Here is a 21,468-nt window from a genome sequence, read left to right on the forward strand (position 1 = left end):
CCGTTACCATCAGCACTGTGAGCGACGAAGCTACCGAACCCGAAGTCCTGGTCGAACAACGCGACCGCATTCTGATCATCACGATCAATCGGCCCAAAGCCAAGAACGCGGTCAACGCCGCGGTCAGCAGAGGCCTGGCCGACGCCATGGACCGCCTCGACGACGACGCCGGACTGTCGGTGGCCATCCTGACCGGCGCGGGCGGCTCCTTCTGCGCGGGCATGGACCTCAAGGCCTTCGCGCGCGGTGAGAACGTCGTCGTCGAAGGCCGGGGTATGGGCTTCACCGAACGCCCACCCGCCAAGCCGCTCATCGCAGCAGTCGAAGGCTACGCACTGGCCGGTGGAACGGAATTGGCGCTGGCCACCGACCTGATCGTGGCAGCCCGCGATTCGGCGTTCGGCATCCCGGAAGTCAAGCGCGGCCTGGTCGCCGGCGGCGGGGGACTGCTGCGGCTGCCCGAACGGATCCCCTACGCCATCGCCATGGAGCTGGCGTTGACCGGGGACAACCTGTCGGCCGAACGCGCTCACGAGCTCGGGCTGGTCAACGTCGTGGCGGAGCCGGGCAAAGCGCTGGACGCCGCCATCGAGCTGGCCGAGAAGATCACCGCCAACGGCCCGCTTGCGGTGGCCGCCACCAAACGCATCATCACCGAATCACGCGGCTGGAGCCTGGAGGACAGGTTCGCCAAGCAGATGAAGATCCTGGCCCCGATCTTCATGTCCAACGACGCCAAGGAAGGCGCCATCGCTTTCGCCGAAAAGCGCCCACCCCGCTGGACCGGGAGCTAGCCGGTCAGATATCGCTGCACCGTCGGGCCGAGCCAGGAGACCAACTCCTCGACGCTGGTCGAGGCCAGCGGCTCGATCTTGAGCTGGTAACGCGCGAAGGCCAAACCGGCCAGATGGCTGGCCACCAACTCGACCCGCAGCCGTGCGTCGGGCACCCCGAACTCGGTTGCGACCCGTTCGGCCATCGGCCCGGCAAGACTGTCCTGCAACACTTTTCGTGCCGCGGGCTGGATCGCGGCTGAGCTCCACAGCGTCAGCAGCGGCTCGAAGCCCGCGCCGGAGTCCCAGTGTTCGACGAAGCGTCGCACCAGCCGCGAACCGATGTCGTCGGTCCCTTCGTCGAGCAGCGTGGCCAACTGATGCAACGGATGCTGCGGTCCGGTCAGCGCTGAGGCGGTGAACAGGCCCTCTTTGTTGCCGAAGAAGTAATAGACCATCGCGACGTCCACCCCCGCATCGGCGGCAATCGCGCGCACGGTGGCCCGCTCGTATCCGTCGCGCATGAACCGGGTGCGCGCCGCATCGATGATCCGTTGCTTGCTCAACTGACCGGTGCGCCAACGGCCGCTGCGCCGAGGTTCCGACATGCCGCCGAGCATACTTCAACACCCGTTGATGATTGGACGCAGCACGCGTACTCTCATTCTTGAACGGAGGTTGAAGAAATGAACACGAACACGCATGAACGTCGGTTGTGGTGGCGGCACCTGCTGTCCTTCTTGATCGCACCGGTCACCATGACGCTGGTGATACCGGCGCTGATCGCCGGTTTGGCCGGGGTGTCGGCGCCCCGCCTCGATTCGCCGGCGAGCATCGCGCTGGTCACGGGTGGTGGCCTGTTGGTCGCCCTCGGCCTGGGTTTGCTGGTGTGGACGGTCGCGCTGTTCGACCGAGTGGGTCAGGGCACCCTCGGTGTCGGTGACATGCTCGGCGAGCCGGTCAAGCTGGTGGTGCAGGGCCCGTACCGGCATGTGCGCAATCCGATGATCAGCGCAGTGTTGTGCATCCTGCTGGGTGAGGCGGCCATGACCGCTTCGGGCTGGTTGCTGTTGTGGTTCGCAATATTCGGGGCCCTTCAGGCGACGGTCATCCGGTTGTGGGAAGAGCCGCATCTGCAACGGCGCTACGGCCGCGACTATGTGGAGTACCGGCGCAACGTGCCTGGGTGGATCCCGCGGATCTCGGCCTGGCCGTGACCCGCGGCCAGCACCCACCGGGTGCGCGAGATTGACGGCCGCCAAGAATTTGCGAAGAACTCCAGAAGGTGGCAGCGGGATACTGCTGCTATGAAAATTCGCTACGACCGCTGGGTGCTGCCGCTTACCGTTCCGCTGGGCCTCGGACCGAAGTCCAGCACGCTCCGGATTTCCGGCCCCGATCTGCACGTGAAGATGGGCTGGGCATTCGAGGCGACCATACCGCTGACGGCCATCGCCAGTGCGCAACACAGTTCAAGGCGCGTCTTTTCTCGGGGTGTGCATGGCACGTCGGGACGCGGGTGGCTGGTCAACGGTTCCGCGCACGGCCTGGTCGACTTGGTACTCGACCCACCCGTGCCCGCGCGGGCTGTGGGCATGGCGATCAACCTGAGCAGGCTCACCATCAGCGTCGATGACCCCGACGCGTTGGTCGCGGCGTGCGCCCGGGCGAACTGAGGGCGGGTAATTCGCCGCCGCGGGTCCGCCGCACTGGCCATGGGTTACACTAAGGCCAAGATTTGTAACGGGCCCCGGACCCCGAAGGATCGTGGATGAGCATTTCGCTGCTACTCGAGATGGCGGCGTCCACCAACCCCGATCGCACCGCCCTGGTCAGCGGCGACTTGCGGCTGACCACCCAGCAACTCAGCGATCTCGCTGACGGCGGCGCCGGGGTGATCGCGGCGTCGAACGCCCGCCACGTTGCGTACGTCGGCACCGGCGGGGCCATGCTGCCGCTGCTGATCTTCGCCGCGGCGCGCGCCGGGCTGCCGTTCACCCCGCTGAACTACCGGCTGTCCGCCGACGGTATCGGCGCCCTGATCGAGCGATTGCCCGAGCCGCTGGTGATCGTCGACGAGCGGTACCGCGACATGGTGACCGGCGCGTCGGTGCTGACCTCCGAGGAGTTCCGCGCCGCGGCCGGCAGCGCCGAGCCCGCCGCCGAGTTCCCCGACCCGGACTCGGTGGCCATCGTCCTGTTCACCTCGGGCACTACGTCGCAGCCCAAGGCTGTCGAGCTGACGCACAACAACTTGACCAGCTATGTCACCGGGACCGTCGAATTCGATTCTGCGGCAACCGAAGACGCGGCGCTGATCTGTGTGCCGCCTTATCACATCGCCGGTGTCGGCGCGGCGCTGTCCAACCTGTATGCCGGCCGCAAGATGGTTTATCTGCCCAATTTCGATGCCCACGAATGGGTTCGGCTGATCAACGCCGAGCACGTGACCACCGCGACCGTGGTGCCCACCATGTTGGACCGGATCATCACGGTGCTGGAATCCGGTGACCACAAGCTGCCTTCGCTGCGAAATCTGGCCTACGGTGGCTCGCGGGTGGGCTTGCCGCTGGTGCGCCGAGCGTTGGAACTGCTACCGGACGTCGGCTTCGTCAACGCCTATGGCTTGACCGAAACCAGTTCGACCATCGCGGTGCTCACGCCGGAGGACCACCGCTCGGCGCTCGCGGCGACCGACGCCGGCGGCGCCCGCCGATTGGGCTCGGTGGGACGGCCGGTGCCGGGCATCGAACTGGAAATCCGCGACGACGATGGGACCGTGTTGGGGCCCGGCTGCAGCGGCGAGCTGTATGTGCGCGGCGAGCAGGTCTCCGGGCGCTACACCGGGGTCGGCTCGGTACTCGACGAAAACGGTTGGTTCCCAACCAAAGACATCGCCCTGCTGGACGAGGACGGTTACCTGTTCATCGGCGGACGCAGTGACGACACCATCATTCGCGGCGGGGAGAACATCGCGCCGGCCGAGCTGGAAGAAGTGCTGATCGAACACCCCGCGGTCCGTGACGTCGCCGTGGTCGGCGTTGAGGACGACGAGTGGGGTCAGGCGATCGTCGCGGTCGTCGTTCCGGCTGCCGGTGCTGATCCTGACCCCGAAGAATTACGTGAGTATGTCCGCAAGAGTTTGCGAGGGTCGCGGACCCCCGACCGGGTAGTGTTTCGCGACGAGCTGCCCACCACCGCCACCGGCAAGGTGCTTCGCCGGGAGATCATCCAGAGGTTGGAAGGACTGCGCGCATGATCAAGAACGGAACCCGGCTGGCCAGCCAGGTGTGCGACACCCAAGTCATCGTCGTGAGAAGCTCTGACAGCCTTGACGATCTGCGTTGCGGGGGAGCCCCGATGGTGCCGATCGGGGGGGAGCGCTCCGGAGAACTGGACCCCGCCTTCGCCGACGGCAGCGTCATGGGTAAGCGGTATGTCGACGAAACCGGCGCCGAGGTGTTGGTCACCAAGCCCGGTGCCGGGAGTTTGAGCGTCGGACAGACCCGGTTGGAACTCAAAGAGGTCAAGCCGCTGCCGGCCAGTGACTGAGGCCGGCCGATCACTGAGCCACTGAACGAGCGCCAGCGTCGTCACGCTTGTCGGCCAGCCCATTGCGGCGCACGAATTCCCTTGCCTTGATCAGGAATTCGAGCTGATCACCTACCTCGCGCAGCGGGCCGATGCTGTGGGTGGAGCGGCACAGCACGATGGCGCCCTCCAGTGCGGCGATTGAGGTGACCGCCAGCGAGGCGGCGTCTTGGTCGGCGAAGCCTTCGGCCACGAAGGCGCGCGTCAATGCGGTACACCAGCGACCAAGAATGATGCCGGCCTCGTTGGCCAGCGACAGTTCGTCGTCGGCCGAGCCGATCGCGGCCGCGACCACCGGGCAGCCGGCAGTGAATCCGCCGTCGAGCAACAGGTTCTCCCAGAACTCGACGAACTCGCGCAACAGGGCCCGGGCGCCCCGGTCGACCGCGGCGTCGATGGTCGCGGTGATGGTGTCACCGGCGTAGCGCAGTGCCTCGGTGAGGATCTGGTTGCGCCCGTCGGGAAAGTGGTAGTACACCGAACCGCGCGGCGCACCGCTGCGGGCGAGGACCGCATCGATAGTCACACCCGCCGCGCCACATTCCCGCATGACCTGGGCGGCGCTGACCAGCATCTTGGTGCGGGTAGCACCGCGCTTTGTTGAGCAGGGATCCTGACGTGTCATGCCGCGGGTGAATGCCGGGTTACGGGCCAGTGCAAGGTGCGTGGGTTGAACCGGAAGGACCGGCGCCGCAGGTTCGGTATCTCGCGGGTGTAGCGGTGGCCGGCAACGTTGACTTCGATGATCCACATGATGTCTCCCACATATGGGTTTCTGCTCATGCGCCGTGGCCTCCAGCTCATGACTATGCTAAGGAGCATATAAGACAGCTGTAAAGTTAGCAACTCGCTAAGAAGAGCGGCTGATTACGGGCATGTAACGCCGAATTCCGGCTGCTGAACGCTGCGGCGTGAGCGTTGGCCGCCAAAAATTATGCTTGAAAGCATAAAATGCAACGGCCTTGGGTGACCGAACCGCGGCGCGGTGCGTGCCGCTCGAGCGGCCCCACTGGTGAGCCTCAACCGTTATCTCAACTTGTGAAAAGGCCCTCTCGCGGCTTACTTAATGAAAATGATATTCATATCCAGCGCAGGGATTCTTCACATGCTCGTCAGTGTGTCCTGCGACGGAAGGGGTGTTGACCGATGACCGCGCCCATCTGGATGGCCGCACCGCCGGAGGTTCATTCGGCCTTGCTCAGCACTGGGCCCGGGGCGGGGTCCTTACTGGCTGCGGCAGGTGCGTGGCATGAGTTGAGCGCCGAGTACGCTTCTGTGGCCCAGGAGTTGAGCGCCGCACTGGGTACCGTCCAGGGTGGGGCGTGGGAGGGGCCAAGTGCCGAATCCTATGCGGCCGCGCATGTTCCGTATCTGGCGTGGCTGACCCAGGAAAGCGCCAACAGCGCAGAGGCGGCCATTCAACACGAAACCATGGCCGCGGCCTACACCTCCGCGTTGGCGGCCATGCCGACGTTGCCCGAGCTAGCCGCCAACCATGCCGTTCACGGAGCCTTGGTGGCGACCAACTTCTTCGGCATCAACACCATCCCGATTGCGCTCAACGAACTGCAGTACGTGCAGATGTGGATCCAGGCCGCGGTCACCATGGCCATCTACCAAGCGCAAGCCGACGCCATCGGGGTACTGAACCAACTGCAGAACAGCCCCGGCGTGCCGCCCATTCTCAAGCAATTCCTCGACGGCATATCCGACGACACACTCGCGCACGACCCGACCATCGACAACCCGCTCGACCAGGCCATATCGCAGTTCCTGCAGAACTTCGGGATCAATTGGAACCCGGCCGAGGGCACGGTCAACGGACTGGACTTCGACGCCTACACCGACGCCAGTCAGCCGATCTTCTACGTGGTTCGAAGCCTCGAACTCTTGGAGGATTTCCAGCAGTTCGGCGAATACCTCACCACCAACCCGGTCTTCGCCATTCAGTACCTCATCAGCCTGGAGCTGTTCGATTTCCCGCTGCACATCGCCGAAGTCGTTCCCTACCTTGCCAGCCAGTCGGCGGTGTTGGCGGTCGGATTGGGCGCAGCGGTGGCCCCGGTGGGGGCCGTCGGCGGCTTGGCCGGACTCGCCGGGCTGGCGGCCTTTCCCCAGCCCGTGGTCGCTGCACCACCGTTGGTACCGGCCCCACCACCTGACCTGTTGTCCGCCGCGGGGCTGGCGCCCACCGGCATCGCGGCCGCTGGCGCCGCTGCGCCCGCCCCCGCACCAACGCCCACCGCGAGCAGCGTCGCCGGCTCCGCACCACCCACACCGCCTCCCACAGCAGCGGGGGGAGCGGCTTTCACCCCGCCCTTCGCGGTCGGACCGCCGGGTATCGGGTTCGGCTCGGGAATGAGCAGCAGCGCCAACGCCAGCGCCAGCGCCAAAAAGAAAGCGCCGCAACCCGATAGCGCGGCCGCGGCGGTCGCGGCGGCCGCGCGCGAACAAGCACGGGCGCGGCGCCGCCGACGCGCCACCCAACGCGGCTTCGGCGACGAGTTCATGGACATGAACGTCGGCGTCGACCCCGACTGGACAGCACCGAAGGATCCAGAGCCGACATTGTCTTCCGACCACGGCGCCGGCGAATTCGGGTTCGCCGGCACGGCAAGCAAGGAGTCGACTGCGCAGCCGTCGGGGTTGACCACACTGGCGCAGGACGACTTCGGTGGGGGCCCGAGTATGCCGATGATGCCCCAAACCTGGGATCAGTAGCGGGCTCGTCTCGGTGCTTGTCTGCGGTGTCTGCGTGCTACCGTCGCTGTCGATAGCGCCTAGGGTTCCGACGTCACCCGCGTGCCTGGTCCAAGCGGCGCCACCGCACCCGCGGATCGGGTGCGGTCATCTGACCGGATAAAAGCCTGGCGGATCTCCGGCGGCGTGCCGCGCGCCGCCGAGAAGGTCCGCCATGTCTGCTCTTGCAGTCCTTTTTCTCCTCGCCCTGGCCGCCGGCGTCCTGGGTGGCCTCATCGGCACCGGATCGTCGTTGGTGCTGCTGCCGACATTGGTGATGATGTACGGGCCCCGCGTTGCCGTACCGGTCATGGCGATTGCGGCGGTGCTGGCCAACGTGGCCCGCGTCGCGGCCTGGTGGCGACACATCAGGTGGCGGCCGGTGCTGGCCTACGCCATCCCGGGCCTGCCCGCCGCGGCCGTCGGCGCCCACACCTTGCTGACCATTCCGCAAGCCGTCGTCGATGGGTCGCTCGGCGTCTTCTTCTTCGCCATGGTTCCGGTGCGCAGGATCATCGCCACGCGGCAATGGCGGGTCCGCCCCTGGCAGTTGTCGGTCGCCGGTGCCGTCGTCGGCTTCCTCACCGGGATGATTCTGTCGACCGGGCCACTCAGCGTCCCCGTCTTCACCGGATACGGGCTGTCCGGCGGGGCGTTCCTGGGCACCGAAGCCGCCAGCTCGCTGGTGCTCTACGCGGGCAAGATGGCCACCTTCGGCCAACTCGGGGCACTGCCGCCCGTGGTTCTGGTGCGGGGCCTGGCGATCGGAACCGCGCTGATGATCGGCCCGTTCCTGGCCCGCCCGGTCGTGCGGCGGCTGGGTCCCCGCACCTTCGCGCTGGTGATCGACGTCGTCCTGGTCGTCGCGGGCGCCGGGATGTTCGTCGCCATCGGCACTGGGTGACACCTGCCCATTGCCATGATGGTGGGGTGGAACTCTACGACGTCATGCGCACCACGGCAGCGGTCCGGCAGTTCACCGACGACCCGCTGCCCGATGAGACCCTGCACCGCATCCTGGACAACGCGCGCTTTGCTCCCACCGGCGGCAATCGGCAGGGCGTTCGGGTGATCGCCGTGCGCGACATGGGGACTCGTGCCACGCTCGCCGAGTTGACCATCCCGGGCGCCCAGCGGTACCTGGCCCAGGCTCAGCATGGCGAGTCGCCGTGGAACCCGTTGTCCCCGTGCGGAGTCGACGCGCAGACGATCGCGGCCACCGACGGAAGCTCGTTCGGCAAGCCGGTCCTCGAGGCCCAAGTGGTGCTCGTCTTCTGCCTTGACCTCAGCGTCGCCGCGGCGCTGGATCAAGACCTCGACCGTATCGGGGTGATCAGCGGTGCGTCGGTGTATCCGTTCGTGTGGAACGTGCTGCTGGCCGCCCGCAACGAGGGTTTCGGCGGTGTGCTGACCACGATGGTGGTAGCCCGCGAACCCGCGGTGAAGGAGCTGCTCAACATCCCCGAGCAGTTCGCCGTCGCGGCCGTCGTCCCGCTGGGCAAGCCGGTGCGCCAAGTCAAGAAGCTGACCCGCAAACCGCTGCGCGAGATCGCGACCAGGGAGTCCTTCGACGGTCCGCCGCTGTGAAGGTCAGCCCTTGACGAGGGTGAACTGCGCGACGTCGGTGTAGCCCTCGCGGAACAGCTCGGCGCAGCCGGTCAGGTACTTCATGTACCGGTCGTAGACCTCTTCGGATTGCACGGCGATGGCTTCGTCGCGGCGCGCCTGCAGCGCCTCGGCCCAGGTGTCCAGGGTGCGTGCGTAGTGCAGCCGCAGCTGCTGCACCCGGGTGACGTCGAAGCCGGCCCGCTGCGCATGGTCCACCACGACATTGGCGCCGGGCAGATCTCCGCCCGGGAAGATCTCGTCCATGATGAACTTCATGAACCGGATCTTGGTCATGGTGATGGGCAGACCGCGTTCGGCGAATTCCTCGTCGCTGGGCTTGATGATGGTGTGCAGCAGCATCGCGCCGTCGGCGGGCAGCGCCTCGTAGGCCGTCTTGAAGAAGTCGGCGTAGCGGTCGCGCCCGAAGTGCTCGAAGGCGCCGATGGACACGATGCGATCCACCTGCCCGTCGAACTGCTCCCAGCCCTGCAGCAGCACCCGCTTGTCACGCGTGCTGGGGTGGGCGTCGAACAGTTGCTGCACGTGGGCGTGCTGATTGCGGCTCAAGGTCAGGCCGACGACGTTGACGTCGTAGCGCTCGAGCGCTCGCCGCAACGTGGCGCCCCAGCCGCAGCCGATGTCGAGCAGCGTCATGCCCGGCTCCAGCCCCAGCTTGCCCAGCGCCAGGTCGATCTTGGCCAGCTGCGCCTCTTCGAGCGTCATGTCGTCGCGTTCGAAGTAGGCGCAGCTGTAGGTCCGCGTCGGGTCCAGGAAGAGCGCGAAGAAGTCGTCCGATAGGTCGTAGTGCGCCTGGACGTCTTCGAAATGCGGCTTCAAGCCGGCGTTGTCACTGGGTTGATCGGGCAAAGCGCAGCCTTCGGACGTCGATGGGTGGGTGTTTTCGGGCCGAACCGTAACATTCGGCGGCCGCCGTGCGGGCCGCGGCCCACGCATACCCGGCCGGTTCTGGCAACATAACCGTTCGGTGAGCGCTCCCCGAACCGAATCCGCAGACCCGCTGATCGTCGGCGTCGTGGCCACCGCGGTCAGTCTGTGCGGCGCGGCTCGTCCCTCGTTCTGGTACGACGAGGCCGCCACCATCTCGGCGTCTTACAGCCGATCTCTCGGTCAGTTGTGGCACATGCTGGGCAACGTCGACGCCGTGCACGGGCTGTACTACCTGCTGATGTACGGCTGGTTCCGGGTCTTCCCGCCCACCGAATTCTTTTCCCGCTTACCCAGCGCGCTGGCCGTCGGCGGTGCGGCCGCGGGTGTGGTGGTGCTGGGCCGGCAGTTCTCGTCGCGCACCGTCGCGGTCACGTCCGGCGTGTTCTGCGCGATACTGCCGCGTTCGACCTGGGCCGGCATCGAAGCGCGTCCCTCGGCCCTGTCGATGCTGGCCGCGGCGTGGTTGACCGTGCTGCTGGTACGCGCCGCACGTCGCGATGACGCGAAGTCATGGCTGCCTTATGGCGTGGCTGCGGCGATGTCGGTGGCGCTCGACACCTACCTGGTGTTGTTGCCGGTGGCGTATGGCGCCTATCTCGGCCTCTTCCATCGGCGGGTGTGGTGGCGTTTCGCGCTCGCGTCGGTGGCGGCCGTGTGCGCCTTGACGCCGTTCTTGCTGACGGTCGTCGGACAGGTGAATCAAATCCGATGGATCAGCCCCATCGGTGACCGGACCATCGAGGACGTAGTCATTCAGCAGTACTTTGAGCGCAGCCCGTCGTTCGCGGTGTTCTCGGTCCTGGTGGCGGCAGGTGCACTCGTGCTGTGGCTCACCCGATATGTCCCGCTGCAGCAGGCGCAGCGGGAATTGTTGACTCTCGCGGCGGCCTGGCTGGTCATGCCGACGGCGCTCATCATCGCGTACTCCGCGCTGGTCCACCCCATCTACACGCCGCGCTACCTGTCCTTCACCGTGCCGGCGGTCGCCCTCGTGCTCGGTGTATGCGTGGCGGCGCTGCCCCTCAAGCCGTGGGCGGTGGCGGCGGTCCTCGCCCTTTTCGCCGTCGCCGCGGTGCCGACTTACCTTGGCGCGCAACGCAACCCGTATGCCAAGTACGGAATGGACTACAGCCAAGTGGCCGATGTGATCACCGCGCATGCAGCTCCCGGGGACTGCCTGCTGGTCAACGACACTGTGACGTTCATGCCTGCGCCGATGCGGCCGTTGCTGGCGGCGCGTCCCGATGCATATCGCAAGCTCAACGACCTGACCCTGTGGCAGCGCGCCATCGACCGCAACGACGTCTTCGACACCAACCTGATCCCCGAAGTCGTCGCCGAACCGCTGAGCCACTGCAAGGTGGTGTGGATCATCACCCAGGCCGACGCGTCCCGGCCCGCGCACGAGCAGGGTGTGGCGCTGCCGCCCGGGGACCGCTACGGAGTCACTCCGGCCTTCGCGGTGCCGCACGACTTGGGCTTCCGGTTGACCGAACGCTGGCAGTTCAACCTGGTTCAGGTCATCCAAGGGGTGCGATAAGCGCTACCAGACGCGGATGTAGTCGACCAGCATGCTGGCGGGGAACCGCCCGGCGGCCGGGTCGCCGGCGCCGACGCCGCCGACCGCGAGGGTGAACATCGGCGACAGCCAGTAGCCGGGGTTGTTGAACGGCCAGCGGAAATCGTCGGGCGCGCCGCCGGCGACGTGAATGGGCTTGGGCGGCACGCTGAAGTACTGGGCGCCGTCGCGGGAGAATTTGAAGCCGCTTTCATCCCAGCGCATCTGCCAGGTGTGCCAGCCGCCGTCGACCAGACCCGGGATGGACTTGCCTTCCCACGTCTTGCCGTTGGAAGCCGCGTGGACCGTGGTTCCCGGCGGCCACTGGCCGTTGCCGTACCACTCGAAGATGTCGACCTCACCGTCGGGCAGCGGGTCCTCGTTGACCGCCCAGAACGAGGGCCACAGGCCGGGGCTCAAGCAGTCCAGCTTGATCCGCGCCTCCCAGGTGGTGTTGATCATGCCGCGCCAGTTGCCGCGCAGTTTGCCGGTGTAGTAGCTGCCCATCTCCTGGGTGGCCATCAGCACCAGGTTGGAGTTGCCGTCCTGGAAAACATTGCGGCGATCGTCGCGGTAGATGCCGTCGACCGGCGGGAACACGTCGTCCTGCCAGCTCTGCACCGTCCACTTGCCCGGATCGGGCGCCGAACCCGCCGGGCCGTCGAATTCGTCCTGGAAGATGTAGGGGCCGCCGGCGCCCGCGGACGGGGCTTGTGGAGGTGCCGGGTGGGCCTGGGCTTCCGGAACGCGAAGCGCGGCTGCGGCCGCCAGCATGCCGAGCCCCGTGCTCAGCAACATGCTGCGACGATCCATCTGACACCACCAATCTCTCGAGCACGGGCATCAGCCCCGGTGCGATACCCGTAAGGCACTTCGCAAACGGTGTTATGAAACCACGCGCATGCCGCGAACGCACCTCTGGTCAAAGCAAGTCGCCGCGATTCTTTCAGAGCGGCGCTACATCACCGCAATGTGGTGCGCCTGATTGCCGCCGCTGCGTTTGGCCGCATACATCGCGCTGTCGGCGCGCGCGATCAGTTCGTCGACGGGGTTCACGCCATTGCTCCTGCTCAGCTGGTGTAGCTGGGCGCTGGCAGTGCCGATGCTGGCGGTGATGGCCGGGTCCAGTTGTGCCACCGCCGCGCAGAACCGGTCGGCCAGCGGCCGCAGGTCGGAGTCCTCGGCCGTCAAGGCCACCAGGAACTCCTCGCCGCCGGCTCGGCAGATCGCCGCGTCGGCCGGGGTGTGCTCCCGCAAGAGTTCGGCGACCGCCCGCAGCGTGCAGTCGCCGATCGAATGGCCGTGCGTGTCGTTGATGCGCTTGAAGTTGTCGAGGTCGACCATCACTACCGCCAGGTGCGTGTGTGCCGCCGGTGCGCTGCCGACGCGATCGGTGACGGCGTCGGTGAATGCGCGCCGATTCAGCAGGCCGGTGAGGGGATCCTGTTCGGAGCGCTGAGCGTAGGTGCCGATGGCCTGGGACATCGCTCCGACCGCCATCGGCACCGACAAATTCAGGAACCAGATCAACCAGAACGCCGTGATGGCGGACTGGATGTCGGCCTCGTGAGCCAGCCGCAGCACCGCCACGGTGGTCCCCGCGACGGCAATCGCGCCGTTGATCAGCAGCGGTCTGGAGCTGTGGAAGAAAGCGATATAGCCGCCGGTGATCGCGGCCGCCGTGCACGTCAGGGCGGCGACCGCCGCGGTGGGTTGGACCAGGCTCCACGCGCCGATAGCCACGACGCCGAGCAGCGCTGCACCCTCGGACTGCCGACGCGTCGGCCAACGCATCAGCCAGAAGAACGTCAGGGCGACCGTGAAGGCCCCGCCCACCACGCCGACGACGACCGAGCCGGTACTGGGGTGGCGCATCGCCGCCAAGCTGGTCAACGGGACCATCGCCGAGGACGCGGCGACGACGGCCATGATCCGTTGTGCCGCACGCAGAAGTCCGCGTTGGCGCAGGAAGATGGTCTTCAGCTCGTACTGGTCGGGCTGATTCCACCACTGCGTTAGCCGTGACACCGCACGCTGCCTCTAGGTGCCGCTGTTACAGCGTGCCGAAGACTCGCCGCCCGTCATGATGAGGCGCATCGCTTACCTTCGCTGGGTCGAATCGTTTCTAGGTGTGCTCCCGAGGCGACTTATTATTGCTTGCCGTCCAGCAATATACGCAAATCTAGCTGTCGACCGTGTATCCCATGGGCATCAGCACACTCTTCTGCTGCGTGAAGTGCTCGACACCCTCGGGGCCGTTCTCCCGACCGATCCCGGAATTCTTGTAGCCACCGAACGGACAGCACGGGTCGAAGGCATACCAGTTGATCGCGTACGTCCCGGTCCGGATCTTCTCCGAAATCTCGATGCCCTTGGACACGTCGGTGGTCCACACACTGCCGGCCAGGCCGTACGCGGAGTCGTTGGCGATCTTGATCGCGTCGTCCTCGGTGTCATAGGGGATGATGCTCAGCACCGGCCCGAAGATCTCCTCCTGCGCGATGGTCATCTTGTTGTCGACGTCGGCGAAGACGGTTGGCTGCACGAAGAAGCCGGAATCCAGCCCCTCGGGGCGGCCGCCGCCGCACACCAGCCGCGCGCCCTCCTCGACGCCCTTGGCGATGTAGCCCTCGACGCGGGCGCGCTGCTTCTCCGAGATCAGCGAGCCGATCTGAGCGCCCGGGTCGGACGGCAGCCCCACCGGCAGCGCTTGCACGAAATTGCCTACGGCGTCCACGATTTCGTCGTACCGCGAGCGGGGCGCCAGGATCCGGGTCTGGGCCACGCAAGCCTGCCCGGTGTTCATGATCCCCGAGAACACCAGCATCGGGACGGCGGCGGCCAGGTCCACGTCGTCCAAGACGATGGCGGCTGATTTCCCGCCCAGCTCCAGGGTGCACGGCTTGAGCATGTCGGCGGCGCGACGCCCGATCTCCTTGCCGACGGCCGAGCTTCCGGTGAACGAGAAGATGTCGACGTCCGGGTTGGAGGTCAGCGCCTGGCCGGTCTCGATTCCACCGGGGACCACCGAGAGCACCCCCTCGGGCAGACCGGCCTCGGCGAACACCTCGGCCAACGCGTTGGCGCTCAACGGGGTCTCGGCTGCCGGCTTGAGCACCACGGTGCAACCGGCCAGCAGCGCCGGACCCAGCTTGTTGACGGCCAGGAACAGCGGGACGTTCCAGGCGACGATCGCGCCGACCACGCCGATCGGTTCGCGATGCACGATGCTCTGCCCGTACCCACCGGTGCGGACCTCACGCCACTTGACCTGTTCGACCGCGGGACCAGCGAAGAAGTTCAGCGCCCCGATCGAGCTCATCCAGTGCATGGTCTCGATGCCCATCGGCGGCTGGCCCGTTTCGCCGGCGAGCAACGCGGTGAAGTGGTCCTTGCGCTCTTCCATCAGCTTGAGCGCGTTGGCGATGACGGCCGCGCGCTCCTTCGGCGGCGTCGTCGGCCAGGGGCCGTTGTCGAAAGCGGCACGGGCCGCGGCGACGGCCGCGTCGACGTCGGCGGCGGCGGCCATCGGTACTTTGCCGACGTACTCGCCAGTGGCCGGGCAGTGCACCTCGATGACTTCATCCGTCGACGGCTCGGTCCACTTGCCGCCGATGAAAAGCTTGTCGTACTCCGTTGTAACGCTGGTAGTCATGCGCGCCACCCTACCCAAGGCGGAGCGATATTAGAACATGTTCCATTATCGCGGCCGGAGCACCAGCACCAGATTGCTCACCAGGAACTCGCGCAGCCCCGGCACCGAGGTCAGCCACCACGCCCATCGCGGGTGGTAGCGGGGGAATGCCGCGATTCCGGCGCCGGTGGCGGCGGCCCACTTCAGGCCGTCGGCGGCGGACACCGCAAACAACGACGACCCGTAGTTGTTCTTCGCCGGGCGACCGTGTTTGCGGGCATACCGGGCGGCGGCACGGGCGCCTCCCAGGTAATGCGTCAGGCCCATCTCGTGCCCGCCGAACGGTCCCAGCCAGACGGTGTAGGACAGCACCGCCAGGCCGCCGGGCTTGGTGACCCGCAGCATCTCGGCGCCCAGCCGCCACGGCCGCGGCACGTGCTCGGCGACGTTGGAGGACAAGCAGATGTCGACCGAGTCGTCGGCGAACGGCAGCGCCATGCCCGAGGCCCGCACGAACGCACCCGATCGGCGGTGCAGGGCCGGTCCGGCGGCGTGCATCTCCTCGGAGCTGGGTTCGGCGCCGATGTAGCCGACGCCGGCGTCAGCGAAAGCCGCCGCGAAGTAACCGGGGCCGCCGCCGACGTCGAGCAGAGTGCGGCCCGCCGGCGGTTCCCCATGGGTGGCCAGCCACAGGTCGCTGACCATCGCGGCGGTGTCGGCGGCCAGCGCACCATAAAAGCGCGCCGGGTCGGTCTGTTCGTAGCGGAACTCCGCGAGCAGTCGCACCGAGCGGGCCAGGGTGGCCCGGCGAGCGAAGATGTCGGTGGCGGCCACGCGCCACACCCTACGTCGCAGCATCGGCCGACTGTTCGTCCCATCGGTCGCATCGGTCACTTCAGCCCCGGGCTCGGGTGGTATCCGATGTGCCCACCTCACAGCGACAACTCGGCCCGCCCGTGCCCCACCTTCCGTCGTTGTCGCTCGGAGGCGGGCACAACGGACTATGCCTCTCGGCTAGCGACCAGAGTGACCGCTGTGACATCCGTGACGTCATGGCCGCGGGCGAGCAGCGCACGGCGACGCGCTCCGCCGCCGAGATAGGCTGGCGACCGATGTCTACTCTGCGCTCGGTGCTGCTGTTGTGCTGGCGCGACACCGGGCACCCGCAGGGCGGCGGCAGCGAAACGTACCTGCAGCGCATCGGGTCGCAACTGGCCGCATCCGGCGTCGCCGTCACCCTGCGCACCGCCCGCTACCCCGGCGCCGCGCGCCACGACGTGGTCGACGGGGTCCGGATCAGCCGCGCCGGGGGGCGCTACACCGTCTACATCTGGGCCCTGCTGGCCATGGCCGCCGCCCGGATCGGGCTGGGTCCACTGCGCCGGGTGCGCCCGGACGTCGTCGTCGACACCCAGAACGGCATCCCCTTCCTCGCCCGGCTGATCTACGGCAGCAAGGTGGTGGTGCTGGTGCATCACTGCCACCGAGAGCAGTGGCCGGTGGCCGGGCCGCTGCTCGGCCGGCTGGGCTGGTTCGTCGAGTCGCGGTTGTCACCTTTGGTGAACCGGCGCAACCAGTACGTGACCGTGTCGCTACCGTCGGCCCGGGACCTGGTCACCCTCGGCGTGGACAACGAGCGGATCGCCGTGGTGCGCAACGGTCTGGACGAGGCGCCGGCGCCGTCGTTGTCCGGGCCGCGCGCGGCCGCGCCGCGGATAGTGGTGTTGTCGCGGTTGGTGCCGCACAAGCAGATCGAAGACGCCCTGCAGGCGGTCGCCGAGCTCAGAGGACGCATACCGGCCCTGCACCTCGACATCGTCGGGGGTGGCTGGTGGCGTCAGCGTCTCGTCGAGCATGTGCACCGGCTCGGCATCTCTGATGCCGTCACGTTCCACGGCCACGTCGACGACGACGCCAAACACCAACTGCTGCAACGCGCCTGGGTGCATGTGCTGCCCTCGCGCAAGGAAGGCTGGGGACTAGCGGTCGTCGAGGCGGCCCAGCACAACGTCCCCACCATCGGCTACCGCAGCTCGGGTGGCCTGTCGGACTCGATCATCGACGGGGTCACCGGCATCCTGGTCGACGACCGCGCCGAGCTGGTGCAGCGCCTCGAAGAGCTGCTGTGCGATTCGGTGTTGCGTGAGCAGCTGGGCGCCAAGGCGCAGACGCGCAGCGGCGAATTCTCCTGGCGGCAAAGCGCCGACGCGATGTGCGGCGTGCTGCAGGCCGTGCAGGCCGGCCACGTCGTCAACGGCGTGGTCTGACCCGCGCCCGCCAGTCGGTGACCGCGGCACCGGCCGCGCCGAGCACCAGCAGCGCCACCCATGCCGCGTGCGCCAGCACCGTCGCGCGGCGCTGGCCGGCGGGCACCCCGGCGCCGTGTCCGCCGATCCGGTACAGGGCCAGCCCGCTGTCGCGGTACGCCGGTGACAATCCGGCCACGGTCCGTGGCGCGGCGCCCAGGTCGCCGGGACTGTCGGATTCGACGACCAGCCACGCCACCCCCGCCCGGGCCAGCGCGGCCGGCTCAGGGCCGCTGAGCAGCAACTCCTGCACGGCCCGGGCCTGCGCGCCCTCGCCGGGAACGGTGACCCCCGAGATGACCAAATCTCCGGTGGCCAGTACCTCGGCGTCCACCCAGCGCGGCAGCGGATCGAGCACCGGCGCGGGACCCGACCAGCCGAAGCGCCGCATGGTGCCGGTCGGCAGCACCGCGACCGGGCCTGGATTCGCATTGATCACCGCGGCGACCGCCGCCCAGCCGGGCGGGTAGTGCACGGTCGTCACCTTGCCCCACACCCCCCAGGCCAAGTCCGGCAACACCAGCACCAGCGCCACACCACACGCCGCCGCCGCCAGCGCGGGGCGCAGCCAGCGCCGCAGCGTCACCACCGCACCCGCGCCGGCCAGCGCGTAGCCGGGCACGGCCAACGCCACCCACTTCTGCCCGTCACGCAGCACCCCGAACCCGGGCGCCGCGTCGACCAGTGCCCGCAGCACCGACAACCCGGGACCGGTCGCGAGCACCGCGGGAACCATCACCGCCAGCGCCGCCAGCACCAGCAGCGGCACCGCGGGCCGTCGACGCGCGGTGACCGGCAGGCCAGTCGCCACCACACCCAGCAACACCACGGCCGCCACCACCGCGAAAAGTGTTGTGCGCGAGTCGGGTACGGCTTGGCCGTTCCAGATACCGCCGAGACTGGCCAGGCTGGCCAACGTGCCCAGGCCCGGCTCGGCGCGCGGGGCGAACGCGGTCACCCCAAGCCCGTTGCCCGCGCTGTGTGCGGTCAACGACGAGCCCACCACCGAGGCGGTCAGCCACGGCAGCGCCCCCACCAGCGCCGTCGCCAACGCCACCAGCGCGCACTGCCACCGCGGCCGGCCCGCGCCGGGCGCGGCCACACAGACCAGCGCGACCGCCGCTGCCAGCAGCAAGCCGGTCGGGGTCAGCCCGGCCAGCGCAATCCAGAAGAACAACCCGAACACCGCGCCGCCGCCCGCCCGCAATCGCAGCATCGCCGTCGCGACCCAGGGCAGACAGCCGTACCCGACCAGCAGACTCCAATGCCCCTGCAACAGCCGTTCGGCGACATAGGGATTCCACACCGCCAGCGTGGTCGCGACGAACTCGCCGCCGACGCCGGCCTCGGGCAGCACCGTGCCGACCAAACGCGCCGCACCCCAGCCCGCCAGCCACAGGCCCGCCAGCAGCAGCGCCTTCACCACGATGCCGCCGTCGACCAGGTGCGAGGCCAGTGCCACCGCGAAATCCTGGGGCGTCGCGCGCGGCGCCGCGGTGAGGCCCAGCGCGCTGTCGGTCAGATACGACCGCGGGGTGGACACCGCATCGCGCAGCAGCAGGTAGCCGGGCGCCAGCAGCGGCGCAGTCACCAGCAGCGCCAGAAGAAGTGCGTATCCCGGCCGGGCCCAGGCGGCCCGCATCCCAGTTAGGGCCGTTCGGTCGGGCCCGGGCTAGTCGGACCCGCAGGCGGCGGCCCCGGTTCGGGCGGCCCCACTTCCGGCGGTCCGGGTTCGATCGGCGGATCGGCCGCAGGCGCCACCGGATCCTCGGCCAGCTCCGGTGGCCGCTGGGTGGGCAGCTTCTCGGTCTCGGCCTCAGCTCCCGGCACCGGCGGTTCCAGACCGGCCCGGCGCAGGAACTCGGTGTCGTCGCGGTCGAGGCTGGGATCGGTCAACGCGCTCTCGGTGCGCAAGCTGAACGAGGCCAGCAGCCCGCCGCCGATCAGCGCGATCAGGCCGATCGCGGTGAAGGTGATGGGCAGCACCCGCGACCACAGCGCCAGCCGGTCGCGCTCGTCGCGCGCGGTGTTGACCTGCGTCTCGACCGACTCCTCGGTGGAGGTGACCTTGTAGTCAGTCAGCGTCACCTCGGGCTTGAGCGCATCGCGGGCGTAGTAGTGATTGGCGTGCTCGCTCTCCTTGACGATGGTGCCCGAGACCGGGTCCACCCAGAAGGTGCGCTGCGCGGCGTAGTAGCGGGTCATGGTGACCTGCTCGCCGGGGTCGCCGGGCACACCCCACATCGCCGCGGTCGTGGTGATCTTGCCGTCCTCGTCGCCGGCGTAAAGCGACGGATACCGGATCGGGGCGACCAGCTTGCCGTCGCTGTTGTAGCCGACCTGCTGAGTGAACCGGTAGGTGGCCAGCCCGTTGATGTCTTCTTCGCCTTCGTAATTGGCGTCGAACGCCTTCTGCGCGATCGGGTCGAAGTAAAGGTAGGTCTTCTTCTCGGTGCGGAACGGGAAGCGGTAGGCCAGCCCGTCGTGGCGCAACGGGATCGCGGTCGGCGGGTTCTCGTCGTTGAAGCCGCGCGGCTTCTGCACCGCGCCGCCGGTGTGGGTGTCGTCGGAAACGGCCAAGGCCGACTTGCGGTTGAGGGTGACCGTATCGACGATCGCCAGCAGCAGGCCGCTGTCCTTCTGCTTGTCGGTCCGGCGCAGCGAGCTGCCGACCTGAAGGGTGACCACGTCGGCGTTGGCCGGTGATTCGACGGTCACCTGCTGCTGGGACACCAGCGGCACATTCTGGTTGACCACCACGTGGTCCCCCGACAACGACGCCGCGTCCAGCGCGGTCCCGTTGCCCTCGCCGACCAGCGTGGCGTCGATGTCGAGCGGAATCTTGCTGATCCTGCTGCTGGTATAGGTCGACAACAGCAGCGCGGCGATCAGCAGAGCGGCTCCGAGGCCGATAGTTCCGCATGCAGCGATGCGCAACATGACTGCTCGGTTCACGTTGCCGTGACCTCCTTCTGGTCCAGGGACGAGTCGGGCACGACCCGCGCCGACCTGACCAAGCAGCGTGACAGAACCCGATTGACCCTAACAGCCGGACGCATCGCCCCTGCGGATCAACCTAGCCATGCAGCGGCCGTTGCGGTGTACCCCATCCATCCGGCCGCAACCCGCAGGCACACTGTGATGGTGACCGATGGCCAGCAGGTGGGGGGCACCCGCAAGTTCCTGCCCGCCGTCGAAGGCATGCGCGCGTGCGCGGCGATGGGCGTCGTCGTCACCCACGTGGCGTTCCAGACCGGGCATTCCAGCGGCGTCACCGGCCGGCTCTTCGGCCGCTTCGATCTGGCCGTCGCGGTGTTCTTCGGGTTGTCGGGCTACCTGCTGTGGCGCGGTCACGCCGCCGCGGCTCGGGGTCTCGGCGCCCGTCCCCGGACCGGACACTATCTACGCTCGCGCGTGGTCCGCATCATGCCGGCCTACGTGGTGGCGGTGGTGGTGATCCTGTCCCTGCTGCCCGAGGCCGACCGCGCCAGCCTGACGGTGTGGCTGGCCAACCTAACCCTGACGCAGATCTATGTGCCGCTGACCCTGACCGGCGGCCTGACCCAGATGTGGAGCCTGTCGGTCGAGGTCAGCTTCTATCTGGCCCTGCCGGTACTGGCGTTCTTGGCCCGCCGCCTTCCGGTGCGGGCGCGGGTGCCGGCCATTGCCGCGCTCGGCGTGCTGAGCTGGGCATGGGGCTGGGTGCCCATCGACACCGGTGACGGCGCCAACCCACTGAACTGGCCGCCGGCGTTCTTCTCCTGGTTCGCCGCGGGCATGCTGCTGGCGGAGTGGGCCTACAGCCCCGTCGGGCCCGCGCATCGGTTGGCCCGCCGCCGCCTGCCGATCGGCGTCGTCGCCGTCGCGGCCTATTTGGTGGCGGCCTCACCGCTGGCGGGCCCGCCCGGGCTGGTGCCGAGCACCTCCACGGAATTCGCGGTGAAGACGGCGATGGGCTCCGTGGTGGCGTTCGGGCTGATCGCGCCGCTGGTGCTGGACCGCCCGGACACCCCGCACCGGCTGCTGGGCAGCACCTTCATGGTGACCCTCGGGCGCTGGTCCTACGGGCTGTTCATCTGGCATCTGGCCGCCATGGACATGGTTTTCCCGGTGATCGGCGCGTTCCCGTTCACCGGTCAGATGCCGACGGTGTTGGTGTTGACGCTGATCTTCGGCTTCGCGATCGCCGCCGTCAGCTACGCCCTGGTCGAATCGCCCTGCCGGGAAGCGTTGCGCCGCTGGGAACGTCGCAAGAAGCCGGCCGAACCCGTGCCCGATGCGGAGGCCGACGCGGTCGCGCCCTGAGGCCTA

21 protein-coding genes are annotated in these 21,468 nt (G+C 68.0%); 11 read left to right on the forward strand and 10 right to left on the reverse strand.

Translation table 11 applies throughout. The features are described from left to right. The first annotated feature begins 8 nt into the window (after window positions 1-8). Window positions 9-794 carry a crotonase/enoyl-CoA hydratase family protein gene (locus I2456_RS02650; RefSeq protein WP_068024377.1) on the forward strand — a complete coding sequence of 262 codons (786 nt, stop codon included), beginning with the start codon at window positions 9-11 and terminating at the stop codon, window positions 792-794. Here I2456_RS02650 and I2456_RS02655 read toward each other — a convergent pair. Beyond that, window positions 791-1,381: a TetR/AcrR family transcriptional regulator gene (locus I2456_RS02655; RefSeq protein WP_068024472.1), complete on the reverse strand. Its 591-nt coding sequence runs from the start codon at window positions 1,379-1,381 to the stop codon at window positions 791-793. The genes I2456_RS02650 and I2456_RS02655 overlap by 4 nt on opposite strands. A 78-nt stretch (window positions 1,382-1,459) precedes the next feature. Between I2456_RS02655 and I2456_RS02660 the strand changes: the two genes are divergently transcribed. From I2456_RS02660 to I2456_RS02675, 4 genes are all read left to right on the forward strand, one after another. Next, window positions 1,460-1,990 carry a methyltransferase family protein gene (locus tag I2456_RS02660; RefSeq protein ID WP_085072513.1) on the forward strand — a complete coding sequence of 177 codons (531 nt, stop codon included), beginning with the start codon at window positions 1,460-1,462 and terminating at the stop codon, window positions 1,988-1,990. A 90-nt stretch (window positions 1,991-2,080) separates the two neighbouring features. Beyond that, complete coding sequence (locus I2456_RS02665; protein ID WP_068024384.1) at window positions 2,081-2,449, forward strand: hypothetical protein; 369 nt, start codon at window positions 2,081-2,083, stop codon at window positions 2,447-2,449. A 95-nt stretch (window positions 2,450-2,544) separates the two neighbouring features. After that, a complete protein-coding gene (locus I2456_RS02670) occupies window positions 2,545-4,032 on the forward strand; it encodes a class I adenylate-forming enzyme family protein (protein ID WP_085072512.1) in 1,488 nt (495 codons plus the stop codon). After that, window positions 4,029-4,325 (forward strand): hypothetical protein, encoded by a 297-nt coding sequence (locus I2456_RS02675; protein WP_068024391.1) that lies wholly within the window; start codon window positions 4,029-4,031, stop codon window positions 4,323-4,325. The genes I2456_RS02670 and I2456_RS02675 overlap by 4 nt, the downstream gene beginning before the upstream one ends. Window positions 4,326-4,335: 10 nt before the next feature. Here I2456_RS02675 and I2456_RS02680 read toward each other — a convergent pair whose 3' ends face one another. Both I2456_RS02680 and I2456_RS02685 read right to left on the reverse strand, forming a co-directional pair. Next, on the reverse strand, window positions 4,336-4,989 hold the full coding sequence (locus I2456_RS02680) for a TetR/AcrR family transcriptional regulator (RefSeq protein ID WP_241007849.1): 654 nt from the start codon (window positions 4,987-4,989) through the stop codon (window positions 4,336-4,338). Next, window positions 4,986-5,147, reverse strand: a complete 162-nt coding sequence (locus tag I2456_RS02685; RefSeq protein ID WP_163703770.1) for a hypothetical protein — start codon at window positions 5,145-5,147, stop codon at window positions 4,986-4,988. The genes I2456_RS02680 and I2456_RS02685 overlap by 4 nt, the downstream gene beginning before the upstream one ends. 363 nt (window positions 5,148-5,510) lie before the next feature. On the opposite strand from I2456_RS02685, the gene I2456_RS02690 reads away from it, so the two are divergent. The 3 genes from I2456_RS02690 (at window position 5,511) to I2456_RS02700 (ending at window position 8,690) form a co-directional block, all read left to right on the forward strand. After that, entirely contained in the window at window positions 5,511-7,085 is a 1,575-nt protein-coding gene (locus tag I2456_RS02690) for a PPE family protein (RefSeq protein ID WP_085072510.1), read from the forward strand. Between the two features lie 193 nt (window positions 7,086-7,278). Beyond that, window positions 7,279-8,007 carry a sulfite exporter TauE/SafE family protein gene (locus I2456_RS02695; protein ID WP_085072509.1) on the forward strand — a complete coding sequence of 243 codons (729 nt, stop codon included), beginning with the start codon at window positions 7,279-7,281 and terminating at the stop codon, window positions 8,005-8,007. A gap of 26 nt (window positions 8,008-8,033) precedes the next feature. Then, the gene (locus I2456_RS02700) at window positions 8,034-8,690 is read left to right on the forward strand and encodes a nitroreductase family protein (RefSeq protein WP_085072508.1); all 657 of its coding nucleotides are present in this window, start codon (window positions 8,034-8,036) and stop codon (window positions 8,688-8,690) included. Between the two features lie 3 nt (window positions 8,691-8,693). On the opposite strand, the gene I2456_RS02705 is transcribed toward I2456_RS02700, so the two are convergent. Next, window positions 8,694-9,578: a cyclopropane mycolic acid synthase family methyltransferase gene (locus tag I2456_RS02705; RefSeq protein ID WP_068024408.1), complete on the reverse strand. Its 885-nt coding sequence runs from the start codon at window positions 9,576-9,578 to the stop codon at window positions 8,694-8,696. A gap of 118 nt (window positions 9,579-9,696) precedes the next feature. Here I2456_RS02705 and I2456_RS02710 point away from each other — a divergent pair, with 118 nt between their 5' ends. Then, window positions 9,697-11,199, forward strand: a complete 1,503-nt coding sequence (locus I2456_RS02710) for a glycosyltransferase family 39 protein (protein ID WP_174814173.1) — start codon at window positions 9,697-9,699, stop codon at window positions 11,197-11,199. A 3-nt stretch (window positions 11,200-11,202) separates the two neighbouring features. On the opposite strand, the gene I2456_RS02715 is transcribed toward I2456_RS02710, so the two are convergent. The 4 genes from I2456_RS02715 to I2456_RS02730 form a co-directional block, all read right to left on the reverse strand. After that, window positions 11,203-12,030 (reverse strand): glycoside hydrolase family 16 protein, encoded by an 828-nt coding sequence (locus I2456_RS02715; RefSeq protein ID WP_068157591.1) that lies wholly within the window; start codon window positions 12,028-12,030, stop codon window positions 11,203-11,205. Window positions 12,031-12,174: 144 nt separating this feature from the next. Next, window positions 12,175-13,245: a GGDEF domain-containing protein gene (locus tag I2456_RS02720; RefSeq protein WP_085072507.1), complete on the reverse strand. Its 1,071-nt coding sequence runs from the start codon at window positions 13,243-13,245 to the stop codon at window positions 12,175-12,177. 154 nt (window positions 13,246-13,399) lie between these two features. After that, complete coding sequence (locus I2456_RS02725; RefSeq protein ID WP_085072506.1) at window positions 13,400-14,872, reverse strand: aldehyde dehydrogenase; 1,473 nt, start codon at window positions 14,870-14,872, stop codon at window positions 13,400-13,402. A gap of 45 nt (window positions 14,873-14,917) precedes the next feature. Then, window positions 14,918-15,685, reverse strand: coding sequence for a class I SAM-dependent methyltransferase (locus I2456_RS02730; protein ID WP_085072563.1), 768 nt, complete (start codon window positions 15,683-15,685; stop codon window positions 14,918-14,920). 278 nt (window positions 15,686-15,963) lie between these two features. Between I2456_RS02730 and I2456_RS02735 the strand changes: the two genes are divergently transcribed. Beyond that, the gene (locus I2456_RS02735; protein ID WP_085072562.1) at window positions 15,964-17,118 is read left to right on the forward strand and encodes a glycosyltransferase family 4 protein; all 1,155 of its coding nucleotides are present in this window, start codon (window positions 15,964-15,966) and stop codon (window positions 17,116-17,118) included. Here the strand turns inward: I2456_RS02735 and I2456_RS02740 are convergent. Beyond that, window positions 17,102-18,799: an MmpA family trehalose lipid delivery protein gene (locus I2456_RS02740; RefSeq protein ID WP_085072505.1), complete on the reverse strand. Its 1,698-nt coding sequence runs from the start codon at window positions 18,797-18,799 to the stop codon at window positions 17,102-17,104. The genes I2456_RS02735 and I2456_RS02740 overlap by 17 nt on opposite strands. 5 nt (window positions 18,800-18,804) lie before the next feature. Further along, window positions 18,805-20,112: a cell envelope lipid trafficking protein PgfA gene (pgfA, locus tag I2456_RS02745; protein ID WP_163703793.1), complete on the reverse strand. Its 1,308-nt coding sequence runs from the start codon at window positions 20,110-20,112 to the stop codon at window positions 18,805-18,807. Between the two features lie 102 nt (window positions 20,113-20,214). Here pgfA and I2456_RS02750 point away from each other — a divergent pair, with 102 nt between their 5' ends. Beyond that, on the forward strand, window positions 20,215-21,462 hold the full coding sequence (locus I2456_RS02750) for an acyltransferase family protein (RefSeq protein WP_371869914.1): 1,248 nt from the start codon (window positions 20,215-20,217) through the stop codon (window positions 21,460-21,462). The last annotated feature ends 6 nt before the right edge of the window (window positions 21,463-21,468 follow it).

It is taken from the genome of Mycobacterium kubicae (genome assembly GCF_015689175.1).
In the GTDB taxonomy this organism is placed as follows: domain Bacteria; phylum Actinomycetota; class Actinomycetes; order Mycobacteriales; family Mycobacteriaceae; genus Mycobacterium; species Mycobacterium kubicae.